The 16,423-nt window shown below is 61.2% G+C and carries 16 protein-coding genes and 1 tRNA gene; 10 read left to right on the top strand and 7 right to left on the bottom strand.

Annotation, left to right across the window (positions count from 1 at the left end):
• The first annotated feature begins 270 nt into the window (after positions 1-270).
• Both uvrB and AADZ90_RS07090 read left to right on the top strand, forming a co-directional pair.
• Positions 271-2,457, top strand: a complete 2,187-nt coding sequence (gene uvrB, locus AADZ90_RS07095; protein WP_367308436.1) for an excinuclease ABC subunit UvrB — start codon at positions 271-273, stop codon at positions 2,455-2,457.
• A 66-nt stretch (positions 2,458-2,523) separates the two neighbouring features.
• Positions 2,524-2,763 (top strand): excalibur calcium-binding domain-containing protein, encoded by a 240-nt coding sequence (locus AADZ90_RS07090; protein WP_367308437.1) that lies wholly within the window; start codon positions 2,524-2,526, stop codon positions 2,761-2,763.
• Between the two features lie 809 nt (positions 2,764-3,572).
• Here AADZ90_RS07090 and AADZ90_RS07085 read toward each other — a convergent pair.
• The gene (locus tag AADZ90_RS07085) at positions 3,573-4,457 is read right to left on the bottom strand and encodes a class I SAM-dependent methyltransferase (RefSeq protein WP_411996959.1); all 885 of its coding nucleotides are present in this window, start codon (positions 4,455-4,457) and stop codon (positions 3,573-3,575) included.
• Positions 4,458-4,591: 134 nt separating this feature from the next.
• Between AADZ90_RS07085 and AADZ90_RS07080 the strand changes: the two genes are divergently transcribed.
• A complete protein-coding gene (locus AADZ90_RS07080) occupies positions 4,592-4,930 on the top strand; it encodes a hypothetical protein (RefSeq protein WP_367308439.1) in 339 nt (112 codons plus the stop codon).
• Between the two features lie 191 nt (positions 4,931-5,121).
• Here AADZ90_RS07080 and AADZ90_RS07075 read toward each other — a convergent pair whose 3' ends face one another.
• The 3 genes from AADZ90_RS07075 to AADZ90_RS07065 form a co-directional block, all read right to left on the bottom strand.
• On the bottom strand, positions 5,122-5,529 hold the full coding sequence (locus tag AADZ90_RS07075) for an excalibur calcium-binding domain-containing protein (RefSeq protein WP_367308440.1): 408 nt from the start codon (positions 5,527-5,529) through the stop codon (positions 5,122-5,124).
• Positions 5,530-5,568: 39 nt separating this feature from the next.
• Positions 5,569-6,165: a carboxymuconolactone decarboxylase family protein gene (locus AADZ90_RS07070; protein WP_367308441.1), complete on the bottom strand. Its 597-nt coding sequence runs from the start codon at positions 6,163-6,165 to the stop codon at positions 5,569-5,571.
• A 69-nt stretch (positions 6,166-6,234) separates the two neighbouring features.
• Positions 6,235-6,510 (bottom strand): TFIIB-type zinc ribbon-containing protein, encoded by a 276-nt coding sequence (locus tag AADZ90_RS07065; RefSeq protein ID WP_367309551.1) that lies wholly within the window; start codon positions 6,508-6,510, stop codon positions 6,235-6,237.
• Between the two features lie 156 nt (positions 6,511-6,666).
• On the opposite strand from AADZ90_RS07065, the gene AADZ90_RS07060 reads away from it, so the two are divergent.
• Positions 6,667-7,332 (top strand): hypothetical protein, encoded by a 666-nt coding sequence (locus AADZ90_RS07060; RefSeq protein ID WP_367308442.1) that lies wholly within the window; start codon positions 6,667-6,669, stop codon positions 7,330-7,332.
• 7 nt (positions 7,333-7,339) lie between these two features.
• Here the strand turns inward: AADZ90_RS07060 and AADZ90_RS07055 are convergent, their stop codons facing one another.
• Positions 7,340-7,813 (bottom strand): DUF427 domain-containing protein, encoded by a 474-nt coding sequence (locus AADZ90_RS07055; protein WP_367308443.1) that lies wholly within the window; start codon positions 7,811-7,813, stop codon positions 7,340-7,342.
• 60 nt (positions 7,814-7,873) lie between these two features.
• Here AADZ90_RS07055 and AADZ90_RS07050 point away from each other — a divergent pair.
• Positions 7,874-7,949: transfer RNA gene (locus AADZ90_RS07050), tRNA-Ala, on the top strand.
• Between the two features lie 193 nt (positions 7,950-8,142).
• Here the strand turns inward: AADZ90_RS07050 and AADZ90_RS07045 are convergent.
• On the bottom strand, positions 8,143-9,621 hold the full coding sequence (locus AADZ90_RS07045; RefSeq protein ID WP_367308444.1) for an L-lactate permease: 1,479 nt from the start codon (positions 9,619-9,621) through the stop codon (positions 8,143-8,145).
• Positions 9,622-10,150: 529 nt separating this feature from the next.
• Here AADZ90_RS07045 and AADZ90_RS07040 point away from each other — a divergent pair.
• From AADZ90_RS07040 to AADZ90_RS07020, 5 genes are all read left to right on the top strand, one after another.
• A complete protein-coding gene (locus tag AADZ90_RS07040; protein ID WP_367308445.1) occupies positions 10,151-10,504 on the top strand; it encodes a MerR family transcriptional regulator in 354 nt (117 codons plus the stop codon).
• The gene (locus AADZ90_RS07035; RefSeq protein WP_367308446.1) at positions 10,501-11,100 is read left to right on the top strand and encodes a short chain dehydrogenase; all 600 of its coding nucleotides are present in this window, start codon (positions 10,501-10,503) and stop codon (positions 11,098-11,100) included. The genes AADZ90_RS07040 and AADZ90_RS07035 overlap by 4 nt, the downstream gene beginning before the upstream one ends.
• A 10-nt stretch (positions 11,101-11,110) precedes the next feature.
• A complete protein-coding gene (locus AADZ90_RS07030; protein ID WP_367308447.1) occupies positions 11,111-11,818 on the top strand; it encodes a transporter substrate-binding domain-containing protein in 708 nt (235 codons plus the stop codon).
• A gap of 292 nt (positions 11,819-12,110) precedes the next feature.
• Positions 12,111-13,820 carry an AMP-binding protein gene (locus AADZ90_RS07025; protein WP_367308448.1) on the top strand — a complete coding sequence of 570 codons (1,710 nt, stop codon included), beginning with the start codon at positions 12,111-12,113 and terminating at the stop codon, positions 13,818-13,820.
• Between the two features lie 3 nt (positions 13,821-13,823).
• The gene (locus AADZ90_RS07020; RefSeq protein WP_367308449.1) at positions 13,824-14,705 is read left to right on the top strand and encodes a bile acid:sodium symporter family protein; all 882 of its coding nucleotides are present in this window, start codon (positions 13,824-13,826) and stop codon (positions 14,703-14,705) included.
• 100 nt (positions 14,706-14,805) lie between these two features.
• On the opposite strand, the gene AADZ90_RS07015 is transcribed toward AADZ90_RS07020, so the two are convergent.
• A complete protein-coding gene (locus AADZ90_RS07015; RefSeq protein ID WP_367308450.1) occupies positions 14,806-16,095 on the bottom strand; it encodes an alkaline phosphatase in 1,290 nt (429 codons plus the stop codon).
• Positions 16,096-16,423 lie beyond the last annotated feature (328 nt).

Raw genomic sequence — 16,423 nt, 5'->3', positions numbered from 1 at the left:
AACTCGTAGAACAGTGCCGCCTGCGCTTCCTGCTTTGGTCCCATCATCCCCAATTCCTCCCTATGGAAAGAATTGAATCAGCGACTTACGCATCGATCAAGGACGAGTTCTTCAACGAAATACGCCGCATGATGTCACTTCGCTCCATCCGGTAACCACCCCGTACTATCCCCCTCCTGCCACCTCCTGTCAGGACGTCCCGTCAGCCACCTTGAACTGACCGCATCGGAAGACACATGGTAGAGGTCTCCGCCAAAGGGATTCCGACCCATGTCCGATGCGGCCACCGCACCCATGCTCCACTCCGCTGCGCCCGATGTCAAAACCCGCGACAAGCTCGAGGGCGGCAAGCGCTTCGTCATGCAGACCGAATTCCAGGCTGCCGGCGACCAGCCCACCGCCATCGCCGAGCTTTCCGCCGGCGTGACATCCGGCGAACGCGACCAGGTCCTCCTCGGCGCGACCGGTACCGGCAAGACCTTCACCATGGCCAAGGTGATCGAGGAAACGCAGCGCCCCGCCATCATCCTGGCCCCCAACAAGACGCTCGCCGCCCAGCTCTACGGCGAATTCAAGGGCTTCTTCCCCGACAACGCCGTCGAGTACTTCGTCAGCTACTACGATTACTACCAGCCCGAGGCCTATGTCGCGCGGTCGGACACCTACATAGAAAAAGAAAGCCAGATCAACGAACAGATCGACCGGATGCGCCACTCGGCCACTCGGGCGCTTCTGGAACGCGACGACGTCATCATCGTCGCCTCCGTCTCCTGCATCTACGGCATCGGCTCGGTCGAAACCTATGGCGCGATGACCCAGGACCTCCATACCGGGAAGAGCTACGACCAGCGCAAGGTCATGGCCGATCTGATCGCCCAGCAATACCGCCGCAACGACCAGGCGTTCCAGCGCGGCACCTTCCGCGTCCGCGGCGACTCCTTGGAGATCTGGCCCGCCCACCTCGAAGACCGCGCCTGGAAGCTCTCCTTCTTCGGCGAGGAACTCGAGACCATCACCGAATTCGACCCGCTCACGGGCGAAAAGACCGACAGCTTCGACCGCATCCGTGTCTACGCCAATTCGCATTACGTGACGCCCCGGCCCACGATGAACCAGGCCATCATCGGCATCAAGAAAGAGCTCCGCACCCGCCTCGACCAGCTGGTCAACGACGGCAAGCTCCTCGAAGCCCAGCGCCTCGAACAGCGCACCAATTTCGACCTCGAGATGCTCGAGGCGACCGGCGTCTGCAACGGCATCGAAAACTACTCCCGCTACCTCACCGGCCGCGCCCCCGGGGAGCCGCCCCCGACCCTCTTCGAGTTCATCCCCGACCACGCCATCGTCTTCGCGGATGAATCCCACGTCTCCGTCCCCCAGATCGGTGGCATGTATCGCGGCGACTACCGGCGCAAGTTCACGCTGGCCGAACACGGCTTCCGCCTGCCCTCTTGCATGGACAACCGCCCGCTCAAGTTCGAGGAATGGGATGCCATGCGCCCGCAATCCGTCTTCGTCTCCGCCACCCCCCAATCCTGGGAGCTTGAGCAAACGGGCGGCGTCTTCACCGAACAGGTCATCCGCCCCACCGGCCTCCTCGACCCGCAGGTCGAGATCCGCCCGGTCGAGATGCAGGTCGACGACCTCCTCGACGAGGTCCGCCGCGTCGCGGCCCAGGGCTACCGCACGCTGGCCACCACGCTGACCAAGCGCATGGCCGAGGATCTGACCGAATACATGCACGAACAGGGCATCCGCGTCCGCTACATGCATTCCGACATCGACACGATCGAACGGATCGAGATCCTGCGCGACCTGCGCCTCGGCGCCTTCGACGTCCTGATCGGCATCAACCTCCTGCGCGAGGGGCTCGATATCCCCGAATGCGGCCTCGTCGCCATCCTCGATGCGGATAAGGAGGGGTTCCTGCGCTCCGAAACCTCGCTCATCCAGACCATCGGCCGCGCCGCCCGCAACGCCGACGGCCGCGTCATCATGTATGCCGACAAGATCACCGGCTCGATGGAACGCGCGCTCAAGGAAACCGACCGCCGGCGGGCCAAGCAGATCGCCTATAATCAGGAACACGGGATCACCCCCGAGACGGTCAAGAAGAACGTCGAGGATGTGCTGGCGGGCCTCTACAAGGGCGACGTCGACATGAACCGCGTGACCGCCCAGGTCGACACGCCGACCGGCGCCAACCTGCAGGCGGTCCTCGACGGCCTCCGCACCGACATGCGCAAGGCCGCCGAGAACCTCGAATTCGAAGAGGCCGCCCGCCTGCGGGACGAGATCAAGCGGCTGGAAACCGTCGACCTCGTCGTCGCCGACGACCCCCTCGCCCGTCAGCAGGCCGTGGAGAAAGCGGTCGGCGACGCCCAGAAGGCGGCGGGAAGGTCGACGGCTGGGAGAGCGGGGCAGCGGGGTGGGAATAAGCGGCGGCGGGGGCGGTAGCCTCAAGCAGACTTGAATCCTCGCTCCGGAGATCACAGTTAACCTTTATTGAAGAAAGGTTAACTGATGACTTCCAAGATCACTTTTGCAATTTTGGTTTTTGCTATCCTGGCTCCTCAAGCCGCCATATCTCAGCAATGCGATCCGAACTACACCGGCGCCTGCGTCCCAATCGCCTCTGATGTTGACTGCGCTGGTGGAAGCGGAAACGGCCCCGAATACGTACGCGGACCCGTCTGGGTCGTGGGCGTCGATAAGTATGGGCTCGATCGTGACGGAGATGGGGTGGCCTGCGAGCGAAACTAGCTAGACGAGCAGTGAGATACGCATCTATCTGCGATCTCGTCTCGCCATAAAGCTTCCCATCGATCTGTGGCAGAGATCGCTCAACCCATTCGCTTTAAGAGCAAGTATTTATACCATCATTTACGATGGCCTGCCATTCTGGACCGAGTTCAACTCGCGCATCGATACCACGTTCAAATCCTGAATCTCCAGGATTGAGCATCAAGACATTCAAGCTCGCGTCGTTGGTACCCACAAGCGTTGTGCCTCCACCCCCATAATAGGTCGTGGAGCGACCGTAGACTGAGTTCCCATACACAGACGCATTAGTGTACGTGTTACTGTAAGTCGGAGCTGTAGTGATTGCTTGAACGTTGTTCTCGGAGCTGGCATTGAGTATCACAAACCGTTGATATCCTCTCCGGATTGTCTCCACCGCTGCCATACGAGCGGCAACAGAAGAGGCACCAGTAGTTCCGCAAGCGGGTGCGGCACTCGTGGAAAGAAGAAATTGGTTTTGAGTAATTGGAGTAATAGTTGTCTCAGCGCATCCTGCAAGAAGAAGAAAAATAGCGACTGAAAATGATACTTGGCTATGCAATGGTTTCTCCACTTCTTGTTCTACACACCTATGGGCTTTACGTCCCAAATTCATTAACGAAGATTTTCCCTCTCTTATCTGGCAAAAGTTTGGAGCTACGATGGACTAATCGAGAAGGAAAAGTGGCACCACTAGCATGCTTCGGATAGCAAGCGCCGGGCGGGTGCTCGCTCCCATCGCTTTCAAAAACGTCCCGTGGCATGATGGGTGAAATCACCCATCATGCATTCTATTCAGGAATCCGCCCTGTCGCGTAGGTCAGTTCCCATTCCAGCGTCACGGCCTCACGGTCGCGCGTAATGACCAAACACTCTTCCAGAGCCGCTTCAATATCTTCTCTCGTTGCCTTGGCGAGGCGAAACAGATCACGACAGAAATCAACGAGTTCTTCCCAGCCCTCAAAAGACCAGGGATAGATCTCGTGCTTCTCTTCAATCTCAGAAAACCCAGCCTTCTCAAGTAGCGCGCTGAATTCCCCTTCTGCGACAAACATGCCGTCATGACCAATATCGGTAAAACGATCGACAGGGCCGTTTAACCAGCGTGCAGGTCGCGTGCCGCTACGAACATCGGCGACAGCGATCAGCCCGCCTGATTTCAAAACACGTGCCGCTTCGCGGAAGAAGCGATCCTTGTATTCAACATGATGAAGGCCGGCAAGGTTGCAGACGCGATCCATTGAATCACGCGATAAAGGAAATGCGTCCATGCCACAAACAATCGGAAGAAACGGCTTTGGAACGGTTGCAATGAAGTGTTCAGACGCGTCACTGCAGATAATCGTTCCGGTATCGCGAAGCGACTTTGGAAAGCCGTCAACCAGGTACCCACCACCAGAACCTGTATCAAGCACTCTCTGGCCAGGTCGCAAATCAAGTCGCTGAATGAGCAATTGCTGCTCTATCTTGCGCGCCTGTGGACTGCGCTTGTTCGCAGAATTGAACGGTGCAATGCGGTCCGGACTGTAGTCTTTCACCCGCTCATGGTAGCTGTCTGGCGAATTCACCATGCCGTAGGGTATTTCGCTTCGCCAACCGTGACAACAGCACGCGTAGGATGGGTGCTCGCATCCATCGCTTTCGAAAACATCCGGCGGCGTGATGGGTGAAATCACCGATCCTACGCTTGGGAGGCCGCTTCCGGCGCCCCGGCGACAAAGGCCGGCATTTCTGCTATGCTCGCCCATGCGGGCCACGCCGGTTTCTCGGCCCGCACCTTTTCAAGTGCCCTTTTGTAACGAGTATAAAGATGTCCCAGTTTGCCTCAGGCTATGCCTTCGCCCTCTTCACCGCGCTCGTCGTGATCGTCGGTGACTACGTTCTGAAACTCGCGGCCGATGGCCGCCTGCCCCTGACCTCAACCCACGTGATCGCCGGCTGCGCGCTCTATGCCGGATCCGCGATCCTCTGGTACTTCGCGATGCGCCACGTGACGCTCGCCCAGGCCGGGGTCGCCTATTCGATGCTGACCCTAATCGCCCTCGCCCTGATCGGCGCGCTGGTCTTCGAAGAGCCCATCGGCCCGCGCGAGGGCATCGGCCTCACCTTCGCCCTCCTCGCGATGGTCGCCATGAGCCACACCGCCTGACGGTTCCGGACCGGGCAGAGGGCATTGGCGGGGGTCTTCCATCCGGAACAGTCCCCCCCAGAAACGATCAATTGTTTCCCGCGATTGCCCGCCGGGCGTTGCGTTAACCGCCGCCACCGTACGGTCATCTCCGACAGGAGTCCGACAGAAAGCCGACAGGATGCAGCCCCCCGAAATCCGGGGGTTAACGCTCAGGGCCGGACGAACTTCGCCCCCGTCGACGACCTGTCCGGGACGGTGGTATTCGACGGCGCCGTCACCCTCAAAACACCGGCGTCGCAGGCGATCCCATCCCCGTCCGGATCGTTCTTGGAATGGTATCCCAACCCACCCCGCTGCGCCGGGGCCAGCCCGAACTTTTTCGCCGCCTCGCACCCGGCCAGGGGCACCAGATGCAGCGCTGCTTCGGCCGGGCTGTAGGGGCTGGTGCGCAGGTAGACACCAAAGGCAACCAACGCGACCGTCAGTGGCAAAAAGATGATACGGATCAGCAGGTTGACGGGACTGAACGTCTTCGCCAGCTCACGCTCCGCCCGGGCAGAGCGCCGCCTGTGCCCGCGCGTTTCGCGCACGGAAGTCAGGGACGTCTCGTCATTCATGCTGTCCGGATAGCTCAAGAATATGGCGCACAAATGGCCTCAGCCCGCGTGCTTGCCGACCTCCCAACCGGTGCCGCCCAGCAGCCGCTCCCCGGCCTCGACCGGCAGGTCCTCCAGCGCGCTGCCCATGCTGTCGTTCCAGCGGTTCAGATACCCGAAGAGAGAGATCACGGCCATGATCTCCACGATGTCCTCATCCGCCCAATGCGCCTTCAACCGCCGCGCAACACCCTCATCCACCCCGTTCGGGACAGCCGTCGCCGCATGCGCAAACGCCAGCGCGGCCTTCTCAGCGTCAGTAAAACAAGGCGAGTCCTCGAAATCCGTGACGGCGGCCAGACGCTCTTCCGACGCGCCGAACCGCTCGGAGGCCAGGATCATATGCGCCCGGCAATACATGCAGCCCGACGCAAAGGACGAGGCATAGCCGATCAGCCGCTTGAACTCGGACGACACCCGTTCGGTCGGCTGCATCACAGCGACGTTCAGCGCCGTGTAAGCCTCCGCGATCGCCGGGCGATACGCCATGGTCCGCACCGAATTCGGGATAACCCCAAGCGGACCTTTGAAAAATTGCACCTTCTCGCGCAGGCCCGGATCGAGGTCGTGTTCCTCGATCGCATCTACCAGAGCCATGTCGTTCTCCTCCCTCTTCGTCAGCACCGCGTGATAGCAAGCCGGAGGGAGGAGTGAAACGAGGCTCGGTCAGAAATCAAAGATATCCGACAGGAAGCTTTCCTTGCGCCGTTTCCGGTGGCCGGAATGCCGATAATCATCGTCGTCCCGATAGCGATCTCTGTCGCGCATATCCTGCGCCGGGGGCGGCGGTGGCGGCGGCGGTGCGGACGCAGTGGAACGTTCAATAATCTTGTCCAGTTCTCCCCGATCCAGCCAGACTCCGCGGCACTGGGGGCAATAGTCGATCTCGACTCCGGTCCGGTCGGCCATGACCAGATCCGTTCCGTCAATCGGGCATTTCATCGGTATCCTCCTGTCAAACTCCTTCATAGATGGGTCGGCGCCGCGACGCCGCAATGGGGCGCGGCGGGAAACCGCGCCGCTCGCACGGACGGACGATTAAGCGGCCATTAACCCTAAGCGCCGACGATCCCCTCATCCGGTGGAGGGAATCGGTTCTTGAAACGAGTCGTCGCGTATCTGCTGGCGTCTGTGATCGCAGGGTCAGCCCAGGCCGGTGCCTGGCCGAGAGGGGACGGAAACGTCTTTCTCTCGTTCGGGCGCACGTCCTCTGTCACCGCTCCGCCGGAGGTTCTGAAAGGTAGGGATCTGTCGCTCTTCTTCGAATACGGCCTGACCGACGATCTGACCGCGGGCATCGATCTATCAACAGGCAGCAATGGCCAGACGGCCACCGCTTTGGCCTTCGCGCGTCATCCGATCCTGCAAGACTTCACCGACCATCCTGTCGCCGTGACGCTGGCCCTCGGGATCGAAGATCTGGAGGGCGGGGTCAGTGTTCCCCTCCTGCGGGCCGGTCTGTCCTGGGGCAGAGGTCTTGAAAAGGGATGGCTGACAATCGACACATTCTACACCACGGCGCCCAACAGTCAGCGCACCGATTGGAAATCGGATGTCACGCTTGGCCGGCGCTTCGGTGACCACGTGAAAGGTATCGTTCAATTCCAGACCAGCGTATCGACGTCCGGCGCGCTATACTCCAAGTTCGCACCGTCTGGCGTTGTCACGGTCGTCGAGGGTCTCGACGTCGAGATCGGCGCGATCCAGCCCATCGCCGGAGACGATGAAATTCAACTCAAGATCGGAGTCTGGATGTCTTTCTAGCGCGGGCTCACCACCACTCGGTCCCCGGGCCGCCCTTGACGATCCCGTCCAGGTTGGGCGTCACCCAGCCCCCATAGAAATCACCGGGCTGCGGCGTAACCGGGACGCCGTCGACGGTGATCCGATCAAGGGCATGGGCGTAAATCGAGACATGGTCTTTCAACGCGGCGAACGTCCTGGTCGGCTCGGGATAGGTCCAGGCCGCATCCGAAACCCTGCGGCCACCTAAGGTCAGGTCAAAATAGGCCGCTCGCCCCTTCCACTCACAAAAGGTCTGCCGCCCGGTTGGCGTCAACGCACCCTCGGGAAAGGCGTCGAGCGGCAGGTAATATGTCGGCGCATGGTGGGTCTCCAGCACCCGCCATGCCGCGGGTACGTCGAACAGCACCTCTCCGGCAATCTCCCCAGCGATCTGCATATCGACGCGTTCCAGCGCCGGCGGGCGGGGGTAATCTTGAACATTTTCACGAGCCAAAGCCATGCTCCGAACCTAGGCCCCGCCTTGACACCGCCAACCCCGCTTGCCACATACCGCGCCGATGGGGCCGTAGCTCAGTTGGGAGAGCGCGTCGTTCGCAATGACGAGGTCGTCGGTTCGATCCCGATCGGCTCCACCAAGCCAGCCTTGTCCTCAGAACCAGCGGCTGATGACTGGCTCGATGCCGGCGCCGATTGCAGCCCATCGCACCATGGAGCCCCGACCGCGCGACACGCTCATTGCATCTTGCAGCCTTTGGCACAAAGCAAGTTCCGATTGTCTTCACCTGAATACGGGATCAGACCCATCGCTTAGCCCTAGGTTTCGTGTTCCTAAAGCTGCGTGACCAGGATGATCGCGCCGCCGATGCCAGCATAAATGATGCACGGTCGCGCCGTCAGTCTAAGGATGTCACCCTCCCGCCCCGCAAGCCCGACCGTAGCACTGCCTGCGATGATGTTATGCGGCGCAACGACGTTGCCAATCGCCGCGCCGAAGCTCTGCGCAGCGGCCATCGTCGCAGGCGGTAACGACAGGCTCGACGCGGTCGAGAGCTGGAGCTCCGAGAACAGGATGTTCGACGCGGTCGCCGAGCCGGTGATGAAGGTGCCCAGCACGCCAATGAGGGGCGCGACAAGCGGCCAGGCCGGACCGACGCCGGCGGCTGCGACGGCCAGTGTCCCGATCATACCGGAATGGACCATGAGACGCGACAATGTCAGCATGACGAGCAAGGCAAGTGCGACCGGCAGCAGGCGCTGCAACGCAGCTGCCATGGCGCCGCCGATCAACCCGCCACGCCGTGTTACGAGAGCGCCCAGAAACAAGCCTAGAAACAGCATTGTACCCGGGTGATAGAGAGGCTGGAATGATCCGCGGAATGCCTCCGCGAATGTCCATGACAGGGCAAACCCGCTTAGTGATCCCTGCAGGGACGGGATCAGCCGCGTCACGAGCACCAGCAGCAGGATGAAGAGGTAAGGGGCGAGGTCGGGCAGCAACGGGCGCAGGTTCAGGTTCGGCGACTCACGGCGGCGGCGCAGCACGAGCACGAAAACCGCCGTTCCGATCAGCGCCCCGCCAAGCGTCGGCAGCTCCGGCCCTGCGAGGAACGCCAGCGCAAGCGACGGGGCGAGGAAGCACAGCGCCGCGAAGCCGGCCCAGCCGAGATCAGACCGGGTCAGCCGCCCCTTACCGGCAAGGCGAACCATCAGCAGAAGCAACACCGGACCGGCTACTGCGTGTAGCGCCGCCGTCCTCATCGCAACGTCTCTTGCACTCAGTCCGGTCACCTCGACCTGCGCGAGGACGGGCGTTCCCACCGCACCGAAGGATACGCCCGCCGCATGGCCCAGAAGCGCCAGCGCAACCGCCCTGACAGGGGCATAGCCAAGCCCGACCAAGAGCGGTGCGGCCAATGCGACAGGTGTTCCGAAACCGGCAGCGCCTTCCATGAACAGGCCGAAGAACCACGCGATCAGGATCGCCTGGATACGCCGATCATCGGCGAGGGCCGCCAGCGTGTCGCGGATCCGGTCGATAGCGCCCGCCTGCCGCTGGAACTCGTAAATCGCAAGCGCGGGCAGGATGATCCAAAGGATCGTGGCCGTGGAATGCACCGCCTCAGCGATGACGCCAAAGCTGGCTGTAAACTCATCGCTGACCGCGGCGTTTTCCAGATGGAACACTGTTACCGAAAGAACCACGGCGACGGTCAGACCCATCAGACCGGCGATAACCGCTGAACGCCGGAGAAGACCCATTCCGACGAGAATGACCAGAAGCGGCGTCGCGGCGAGCAGCGCGGCCACTACCCGCCACCGCCCGCCGCCGCGTGTCGAACGTGCAAGAGCCCTCCGGCACCTGCAACGGCGATCATGGCGGCCACCGTTGCCTTGGTTATCGCGGCCAGAATCTCCTTGGCAAAAAGGACCTGGTGCCCACTTGTCAAAGCCGACGACCCATTCATGCTCAGATCACCACCGACGACGGCCCTGCAAGCGTCCCCGCAGGCAACGAGCGGTGTCGCTTCGGGGGCCCTGATGTTGCGGTCTCTGATACTGAAAACGGCAATCCGCATCGGTGGCTGGGGTTGTCCAGGAGAAATCGATTTCGGCGCATTGTGCACCATAACGTCAACTTGCACGCCGCGATCTTTCCGCGCAACCGTCCAGTCCCGAATACCGATAATACCTTGTTTATCAACGGCGAAGACGCGCCGACTTCCCACGTTTCGTCACGGATACAGATCGCAATGCTAGGGACACCCGGTGCGCAGATTTCTTCTTGACCTGGAGTAACTCCAAGCCGGTATCTCAACCAAGGTTGGGAGGTGACTTCATGCGCATTTCAGAGGCTGCATCCGCGTCTGGCCTCAAGGCCGATACGATCCGCTACTACGAGGCAGAAGGGCTTGTGCCAAACGTCATGCGCGGATCGGACGGGCAGCGCAGATTTTCACGCGAGAATGTCGAATGGCTGACCCTGCTCTATTGGCTGCGTGAAACAGGGATGCCAATGAAGGTCATGCAACGATTTGCGGCGCTCTATGCGCAAGGAGACGAGACGATACCGGCACGAAAAGCCATTCTGCTGGATCATTCCGAACGGCTCGCGAGACGGCGCAGCGATCTCGATCGATGCGAAGAAATCCTGGTCCGAAAGCTCGAGATCTATGAGGAGTATCTACGGTGAAGATCATTCTGGTCGGGGCATCCGGCGATGTCGGCCGGGCCGCATACTCTGAGCTGTCAAAGCGGCACGACATCGTCCGGGCCGGTCGCAGCACCGGAGATGTGAGTGTCGATATTGGTGACAGGCAGTCCATCGGGGCGATGTATGACGCGGTGGGCACCTTTGATGCCGTAGTTTCAACTGCGGGGAACGTGCACTTCGCGCCCCTTGCGGAGTATACCGAGGCGACGTTCAGGGTTGGCTTGGACAACAAGGTCATGGGGCAGATCAACCTCGTCCTTGAAGGGTTGAAACGTATATCCGACCATGGGTCTTTCACCTTGACGAGCGGCGTCCTGGACCGTGACCCTGTCGTCTCGGGGACCAGTGCGGCCACGGCGAATGGGGCTTTGGCAGGGTTCGTCACCGGCGCGGCGATCGAGCAGCAGCGCGGAATTCGGATCAATGTCGTCAGCCCCGGCTTGCTGGAGGCGTCTGAAGCGCGATACGGCGCATTCTTTCCCGGACATGAGCGTGTATCTTCGGAGAAAGTTGGGCGTGCCTTTGCCAAATGCGTCGAAGGCGCGGTCACCGGGCAAGTGGTGACTGTCGGATGAGACAGAGATCGTGAAGGTCGCCTACCTCATCGAACCCCCCTTCAATTACAGGGATGAAAGCGGCGCCATCACGGGATGTGATGTAGAGCTTGCGCGGCAAGTCCTTCACCAGCTGGGCATCGGAGACGTCATATTCGTCGAGGTGGAGTTTGCAGATCTGCTACCAGGACTGACGCGCAAGGCATGGCAGATGACCACCGGGCTTTTCGCAACCGAGACGCGTCAAGCGCTCGCCCTGTTCAGTCGCCCGATCTGGGCATTGCCGGACGGTCTGTTGATCCGGTCAGCAGATACCAACCGGTTCAACGGGTATCGCAGTCTGGCAGGGCTTGACGCACTCAAACTGGCGGTCATACGTGACCAGTTTCAACACCAAAATGCACTGGACATGGGAGTGCCGCCCGACCGGATTTTGGTCTTTGCTACTTATCTTGAGGCCGCTGATGCAGTCCGCGCCGGTCAAGTCGACGCATATGCCAGTGTTGCGCGGGCTCATGAGGGGTATCTGGAACGGACCCCAAACGCGCATATGACGAGCATTGTTATTCCATCTTCAGAAAAACCGGCTGCCTTTGGCTGTTTCGGATTTGACAAGGCCAACCCTGACCTGAGGGATGCTGTCGATGGCGTTCTCAACACCCTCATCGGCAGCAAAGCGCATCGCCAGTTGATGAAAACCTTCGGTTTCTCGGACGACGACATTGATCTTCTGGTTTAATCGCTGATCGCCGCATCATAGACAGTCCCTATCCTGCCCTGCTGCAAACAGGACCCCACATAAGCCGCTGGGGTGAGGCGGTCATTATGGCCGAGTTTTACAGGTCATCGCGCCGACAATGGCTGATCTGCAAGCCTCCACGGCTCAGCAATGACCCGTCCTACTTGGGATCACTGCCCCGCAAATCAGATCAGCCGATGGCATCTCGCTGATCGGATGGCGTTGACCGCTGGTTTCAATCACTTAGCTAGAGACATGGCTGATCGGAAAGCACGCGGCCAGGGGAGGAACGATGACAGACCACCACCGGCCGTGGACGGCCTTCTACGGCCCCTCGGTGCGGCAGAATATCGATGCGCCGCGATATCGGACGCTTGGCGACATGGTCGCAGCGGTCGCCCACCTTCACGGTCGCAAGCCCGCCTTCACCTGCTGCCTGCCGAACGGCATGAACGGCACGCTGACCTTCGCGCAGACCGACGAGATGTCAGATGCGATGGCAGTCTATCTGCGCGAGGTTTGCGGCCTGTCGAAGGGGGACCGGGTGGCCCTGCAGGTGCCCAACGGCCTGTCCTTCCCGGTGGCGGCCTTCGGTGTGCTGAAGGCGGGATGCGTTCTGGTGAACGTCAACCCGCTTTACACGGCCGAAGAGATGGCCAAGCAATTCGAAGATGCCGAGCCGAAGGCCCTGATCGTCGTGGACATGTTTGCCGACAAGGTGCGCGAGGCCGTCAAGGGCCACCCGATCCCGAACGTGATCATCACACAGGTGGCCGAGTTCCTCCCCGCGGCGCCCCGGGGGATCGTCCGGCTGGTGCAGAAGTACTGGGATCGCAGCCTGCCGGAGATCGATTTCGCCCATATCCGCCTTCCGGCCGCGCTTGCCGCCGGTCGGAACGCGCAGAAAGGCGTTGCGGTCGAAGAGTACCGCACCACGGTGGAGTCCGATGACGTCGCCGTCCTGCAATACACGGGCGGGACGACCGGCGTGGCCAAAGGCGCCATGCTGACCCATCGCAACCTTCTGGTGAACATGGAGCAGACGATGGAGATGATCGAGGGCGTCGAGCAGGGCGAGGAGGTCGCGCTGACGGCCTTGCCGCTCTATCACGTCTTCGCCTTCACGGTGAACCTGATGGGTTTCTGGTGGCTGGGCGCCCGCAACATCCTGATCCCCAATCCGCGCCCCCTGTCGAACCTGAAGCGCGCCTTTGAGAACTACAGGATCACCTGGATGAGCGGGGTGAACACGCTCTTCAACGGCCTGACCAACGAGTTGTGGTTCAAGGAGACGCCACCGAAGCACCTGAAATTCGCCTCTGCCGGGGGGATGGCGCTTCAGACGGCAGTGGCCGAGCGGTGGCGCGAGGTGACCGGCAAGCCAGTGCTCGAAGGCTACGGCCTGACCGAAACGTCGCCGGTTCTGACCTTCAATCCGCTGGGCCGGGTACGGGCGGGCTCCATCGGGATCCCGGTGCCTGGAACGGATATCCGCTGCGTGGGCGAGGACGGGGCCGAGGCGCCGCCGGGCGAGGCGGGGGAACTGGCTGCGCTGGGACCGCAGGTGATGGCCGGTTATTGGCGTCGTCCAGAAGAGACCGAGGCCACGATGCGTGACGGCTGGTTTCTGACTGGTGATATCGCAGTGCGCGACGAGGACGGCTATTTCCGCATCGTCGACCGCAAGAAGGACATGGTGATCGTCTCCGGCTTCAACGTCTACCCGAACGAGGTCGAAGATTGCCTCGCCTCCCATCCCGGCGTCTTGGAGGCGGCGGTGATCGGCGTGCCCGACGCAGCCACGGGCGAGGCGGTCGAGGCCCATGTGGTGCTTCTGGACCCTGCCCTGACGACCGAAGATCTGCGCGCGTACTGCAAGGCCCATCTGACGCCATACAAGGTGCCCAAGCGTGTCGTGATGCGCGACGCGTTGCCCAAATCGAATGTCGGCAAGATCCTTCGCAAAGACATCCGCGCCGAAGCCACGGCCGCGGAGGGCTAAGGAATGGTCGGACCTCTCGAACAGGCAATCCTTGCAGCCATGATCTTTGTCATCATGCTGGGCATGGGCGCGTCGCTGACCCCGCGGGACTTCCTGCTTGCCTTCCGGCGGCCCTATGGGCTGATCGTCGGCGTGACGTCGCAATACGGGTTCATGCCGCTGATCGGTTTTCTCCTGGCGCTCACGCTGCCCGTGCCAGAGGTAGTGGCGATCGGCATCCTGATCATGTCGTGCATGCCGGGGGGCACGACCTCCAACATGTTCACCTATTTCTCCAAGGGGAACCTGGCGCTGTCGCTTCTCATGACGGTGACGTCAACAGTCTTCGGTGTGCTGCTGATCCCGATCGTACTGGTGCTCTATGCGGGGGCGCTAGATGTCGACATCCCGCGTGAGAACGTGATCGCGACGCTGATCCTGCTGCTGGTCCCGGTGGCGGTTGGCATGGTGCTGCGCCGGCTCAACGCGAATATCGGCGCGGTGACAGAGTTTGCGGGCAGCGCGCTGGCGCTCTTTTTCATCTTGTTCCTTGTCGTGTCATGGATCCCGCGTAACTGGGGATTTCTGCTGTCGACGGGCTGGTCGACCTATGCGGCCTCCATCGGGCTCGGACTGGTCGGAATCACCGTGGGCTACGTCTTCGCCATGGCGCTCCGACTGCATCCGCGCAACGCGCGCACCGTGGCACTAGAGACGGGGATCCAGAACGGACCGCTTGCAGTTGCGATCATCGCCTTCACCTGGCCGGCAGAGGAGGCGCAGGCGGTCATGGCTGTCCCGGTGCTTTACTCGCTTTTCATCGTGATGGTGTCGACAGCTGTGACGCTTCTCTTCCGCCGCGCCAATCTCGCCGCGGAGCAGAAGATGCCTGATGGCTTGCTGTGATCTCACTGCCCGCATGGGCAAATGACTGGGTTGAATGTCAAACTCGCGAGAAGAAGAAGGCAGCGGATGATCCGCAGCCTTCCTTCTACTGTGACGGAGGTTACTGGACCGGAGCCCCGAAGAGAGTCTGATGCATGACGGCGTAGACGTCGGTGGAATCCATCAGCGGCGTGATCAGGTCACTGTTCAATCCGGCCCCGCGGACCAAGATACCACCCGCCACGTCGTTGTAACCGACCCAGCCGATGCCGAAGTGATGGGTAAGGCCGTTGGCGTCTGCTGCCGTCTCGAATGCATCGCCGAAAGTGCCCTGCTGGCCGTGTAGGATGCCACCGCCGCGGGTCGTGGCGTCGACGGCACCGGGGCCGTCCGCAGTGACGACCTGAAGGCCACCAGCATCGGAATCGGCGGCCATGATAAGCATGGTGTCATCCCGGCCGTCCATGAAATCGAGGATCTCACCTATAGCCAGATCGGCCCGCGCCAGCGCCTCGAGCGTACCGGCGGCGTTCATATTGTTAGCGATGTTATCCGTGCCCTCTTCCTCGATGACCGCGAAGAAGCCGTCTTCGTCCCGGCTGACGATTTCAAGCGCGACGCGGCTCATCTCGCCGATGGCCGGCGCGCCTTCGCTATATGTCGGCAGGCCGTCGATGATGTTCCGTTCGCGTTCCTGATCGTTGAACGTGTGGTTATGGGCGAAGACGCCGAGCACCATGTCAACCGTGCTGGTATCGAGGGCAAGCAGTTCCTCGCGGTCGTAGACTACGGTGTAGCCTAACTCTTCGGCACGCTCGATGAGGTTCACGCCGTCTTCCCGCTCACCCGGGCCGTGTCGGCCTTCTAAGCCTTCTGGCAGGAGGAAGCGTTCACCGCCCGCGAGGATCACCTGTGCGCCGGATTCGATCACATCGGCGGCGATCTCGTGGGTGTTGGAACGGCTTTCGTTCGAGGCGACGAAAACGCCCGTGCCGGGCTCGGCGATGTGGCCTGACTGGACGAGAGCGACCGCTTTGCCGGCCTCCATCGCCTCCTGCGCGATGGACATCTGCTGACCGGAGGCCGCAGTCAGCGGCTCGGTCCCGTTCAGGCCGTAGCTGTCAGCGAGGACTTTAACCCCGTAGGCATGCACGGTCGCGCCGCCATGGCTGGTGCCGGTGACGCGGTCGGCCATGTGGCCGGTATAGACGCCGATCGCAGGCAGCCGGTCCCAGTTGAGTTCACCGTCTGGGCCGACAATGTGCATCCGCGCGGCCAGCCAGTGGTTTGCGCCGGTACCGTCAGGATGGAAGAAGATGACATTGCCCGTGTCCTGGGCTTCCACCGAACCGGCGGCAAACAACACGGAGAGAGCAGCAGTTGCTGCTGCAAAACTCGATTTCGTCGACATGAAGATACTCCCTGGTTGCCATGATGGGGAGAGGAGCCGGCGTGATCGCCGCACCAATTCCCGACAGAAAGAGTAGGTTCACACTGACTGGTTTGAAGGCCGCGAATGTGAAGCTTTGTTGAAGATTCACGATGCAGCGAGTCGCGCCCGCCTCGTCCTGGAACTCCGGATAAAGGCGAACAACCCAAGTGCGTTTATTCTCTGCAAGAAGCTAGGGTGATCGGCGAAAGGACCCTACCCAATCTCAGTTACGTGGTCGTTACACGCAGTCGGCATGCCTACGGATCAGGGCAGACGTTCAGACCGATCGATGGCAATTAACCTCAAA

The sequence above is a fragment of the Aestuariibius violaceus genome (assembly GCF_040779325.2).
Classification (GTDB): Bacteria; Pseudomonadota; Alphaproteobacteria; order Rhodobacterales; family Rhodobacteraceae; genus Aestuariibius; species Aestuariibius violaceus.
This window is presented reverse-complemented; position numbering and strand designations above follow the sequence as displayed.

Coding starts and splice junctions, on each gene's coding strand:
- AADZ90_RS07055 (WP_367308443.1), bottom strand. CDS start 7,813: ATGGCTTTGGCTCGTGAAAATGTTCAAGATTACCCCCGCCCGCCGGCG.
- AADZ90_RS07020 (WP_367308449.1), top strand. CDS start 13,824: ATGGTCGGACCTCTCGAACAGGCAATCCTTGCAGCCATGATCTTTGTC.
- uvrB (WP_367308436.1), top strand. CDS start 271: ATGTCCGATGCGGCCACCGCACCCATGCTCCACTCCGCTGCGCCCGAT.
- AADZ90_RS07080 (WP_367308439.1), top strand. CDS start 4,592: ATGTCCCAGTTTGCCTCAGGCTATGCCTTCGCCCTCTTCACCGCGCTC.
- AADZ90_RS07015 (WP_367308450.1), bottom strand. CDS start 16,095: ATGTCGACGAAATCGAGTTTTGCAGCAGCAACTGCTGCTCTCTCCGTG.
- AADZ90_RS07070 (WP_367308441.1), bottom strand. CDS start 6,165: ATGGCTCTGGTAGATGCGATCGAGGAACACGACCTCGATCCGGGCCTG.
- AADZ90_RS07075 (WP_367308440.1), bottom strand. CDS start 5,529: ATGAATGACGAGACGTCCCTGACTTCCGTGCGCGAAACGCGCGGGCAC.
- AADZ90_RS07025 (WP_367308448.1), top strand. CDS start 12,111: ATGACAGACCACCACCGGCCGTGGACGGCCTTCTACGGCCCCTCGGTG.
- AADZ90_RS07065 (WP_367309551.1), bottom strand. CDS start 6,510: ATGAAATGCCCGATTGACGGAACGGATCTGGTCATGGCCGACCGGACC.
- AADZ90_RS07090 (WP_367308437.1), top strand. CDS start 2,524: ATGACTTCCAAGATCACTTTTGCAATTTTGGTTTTTGCTATCCTGGCT.
- AADZ90_RS07040 (WP_367308445.1), top strand. CDS start 10,151: ATGCGCATTTCAGAGGCTGCATCCGCGTCTGGCCTCAAGGCCGATACG.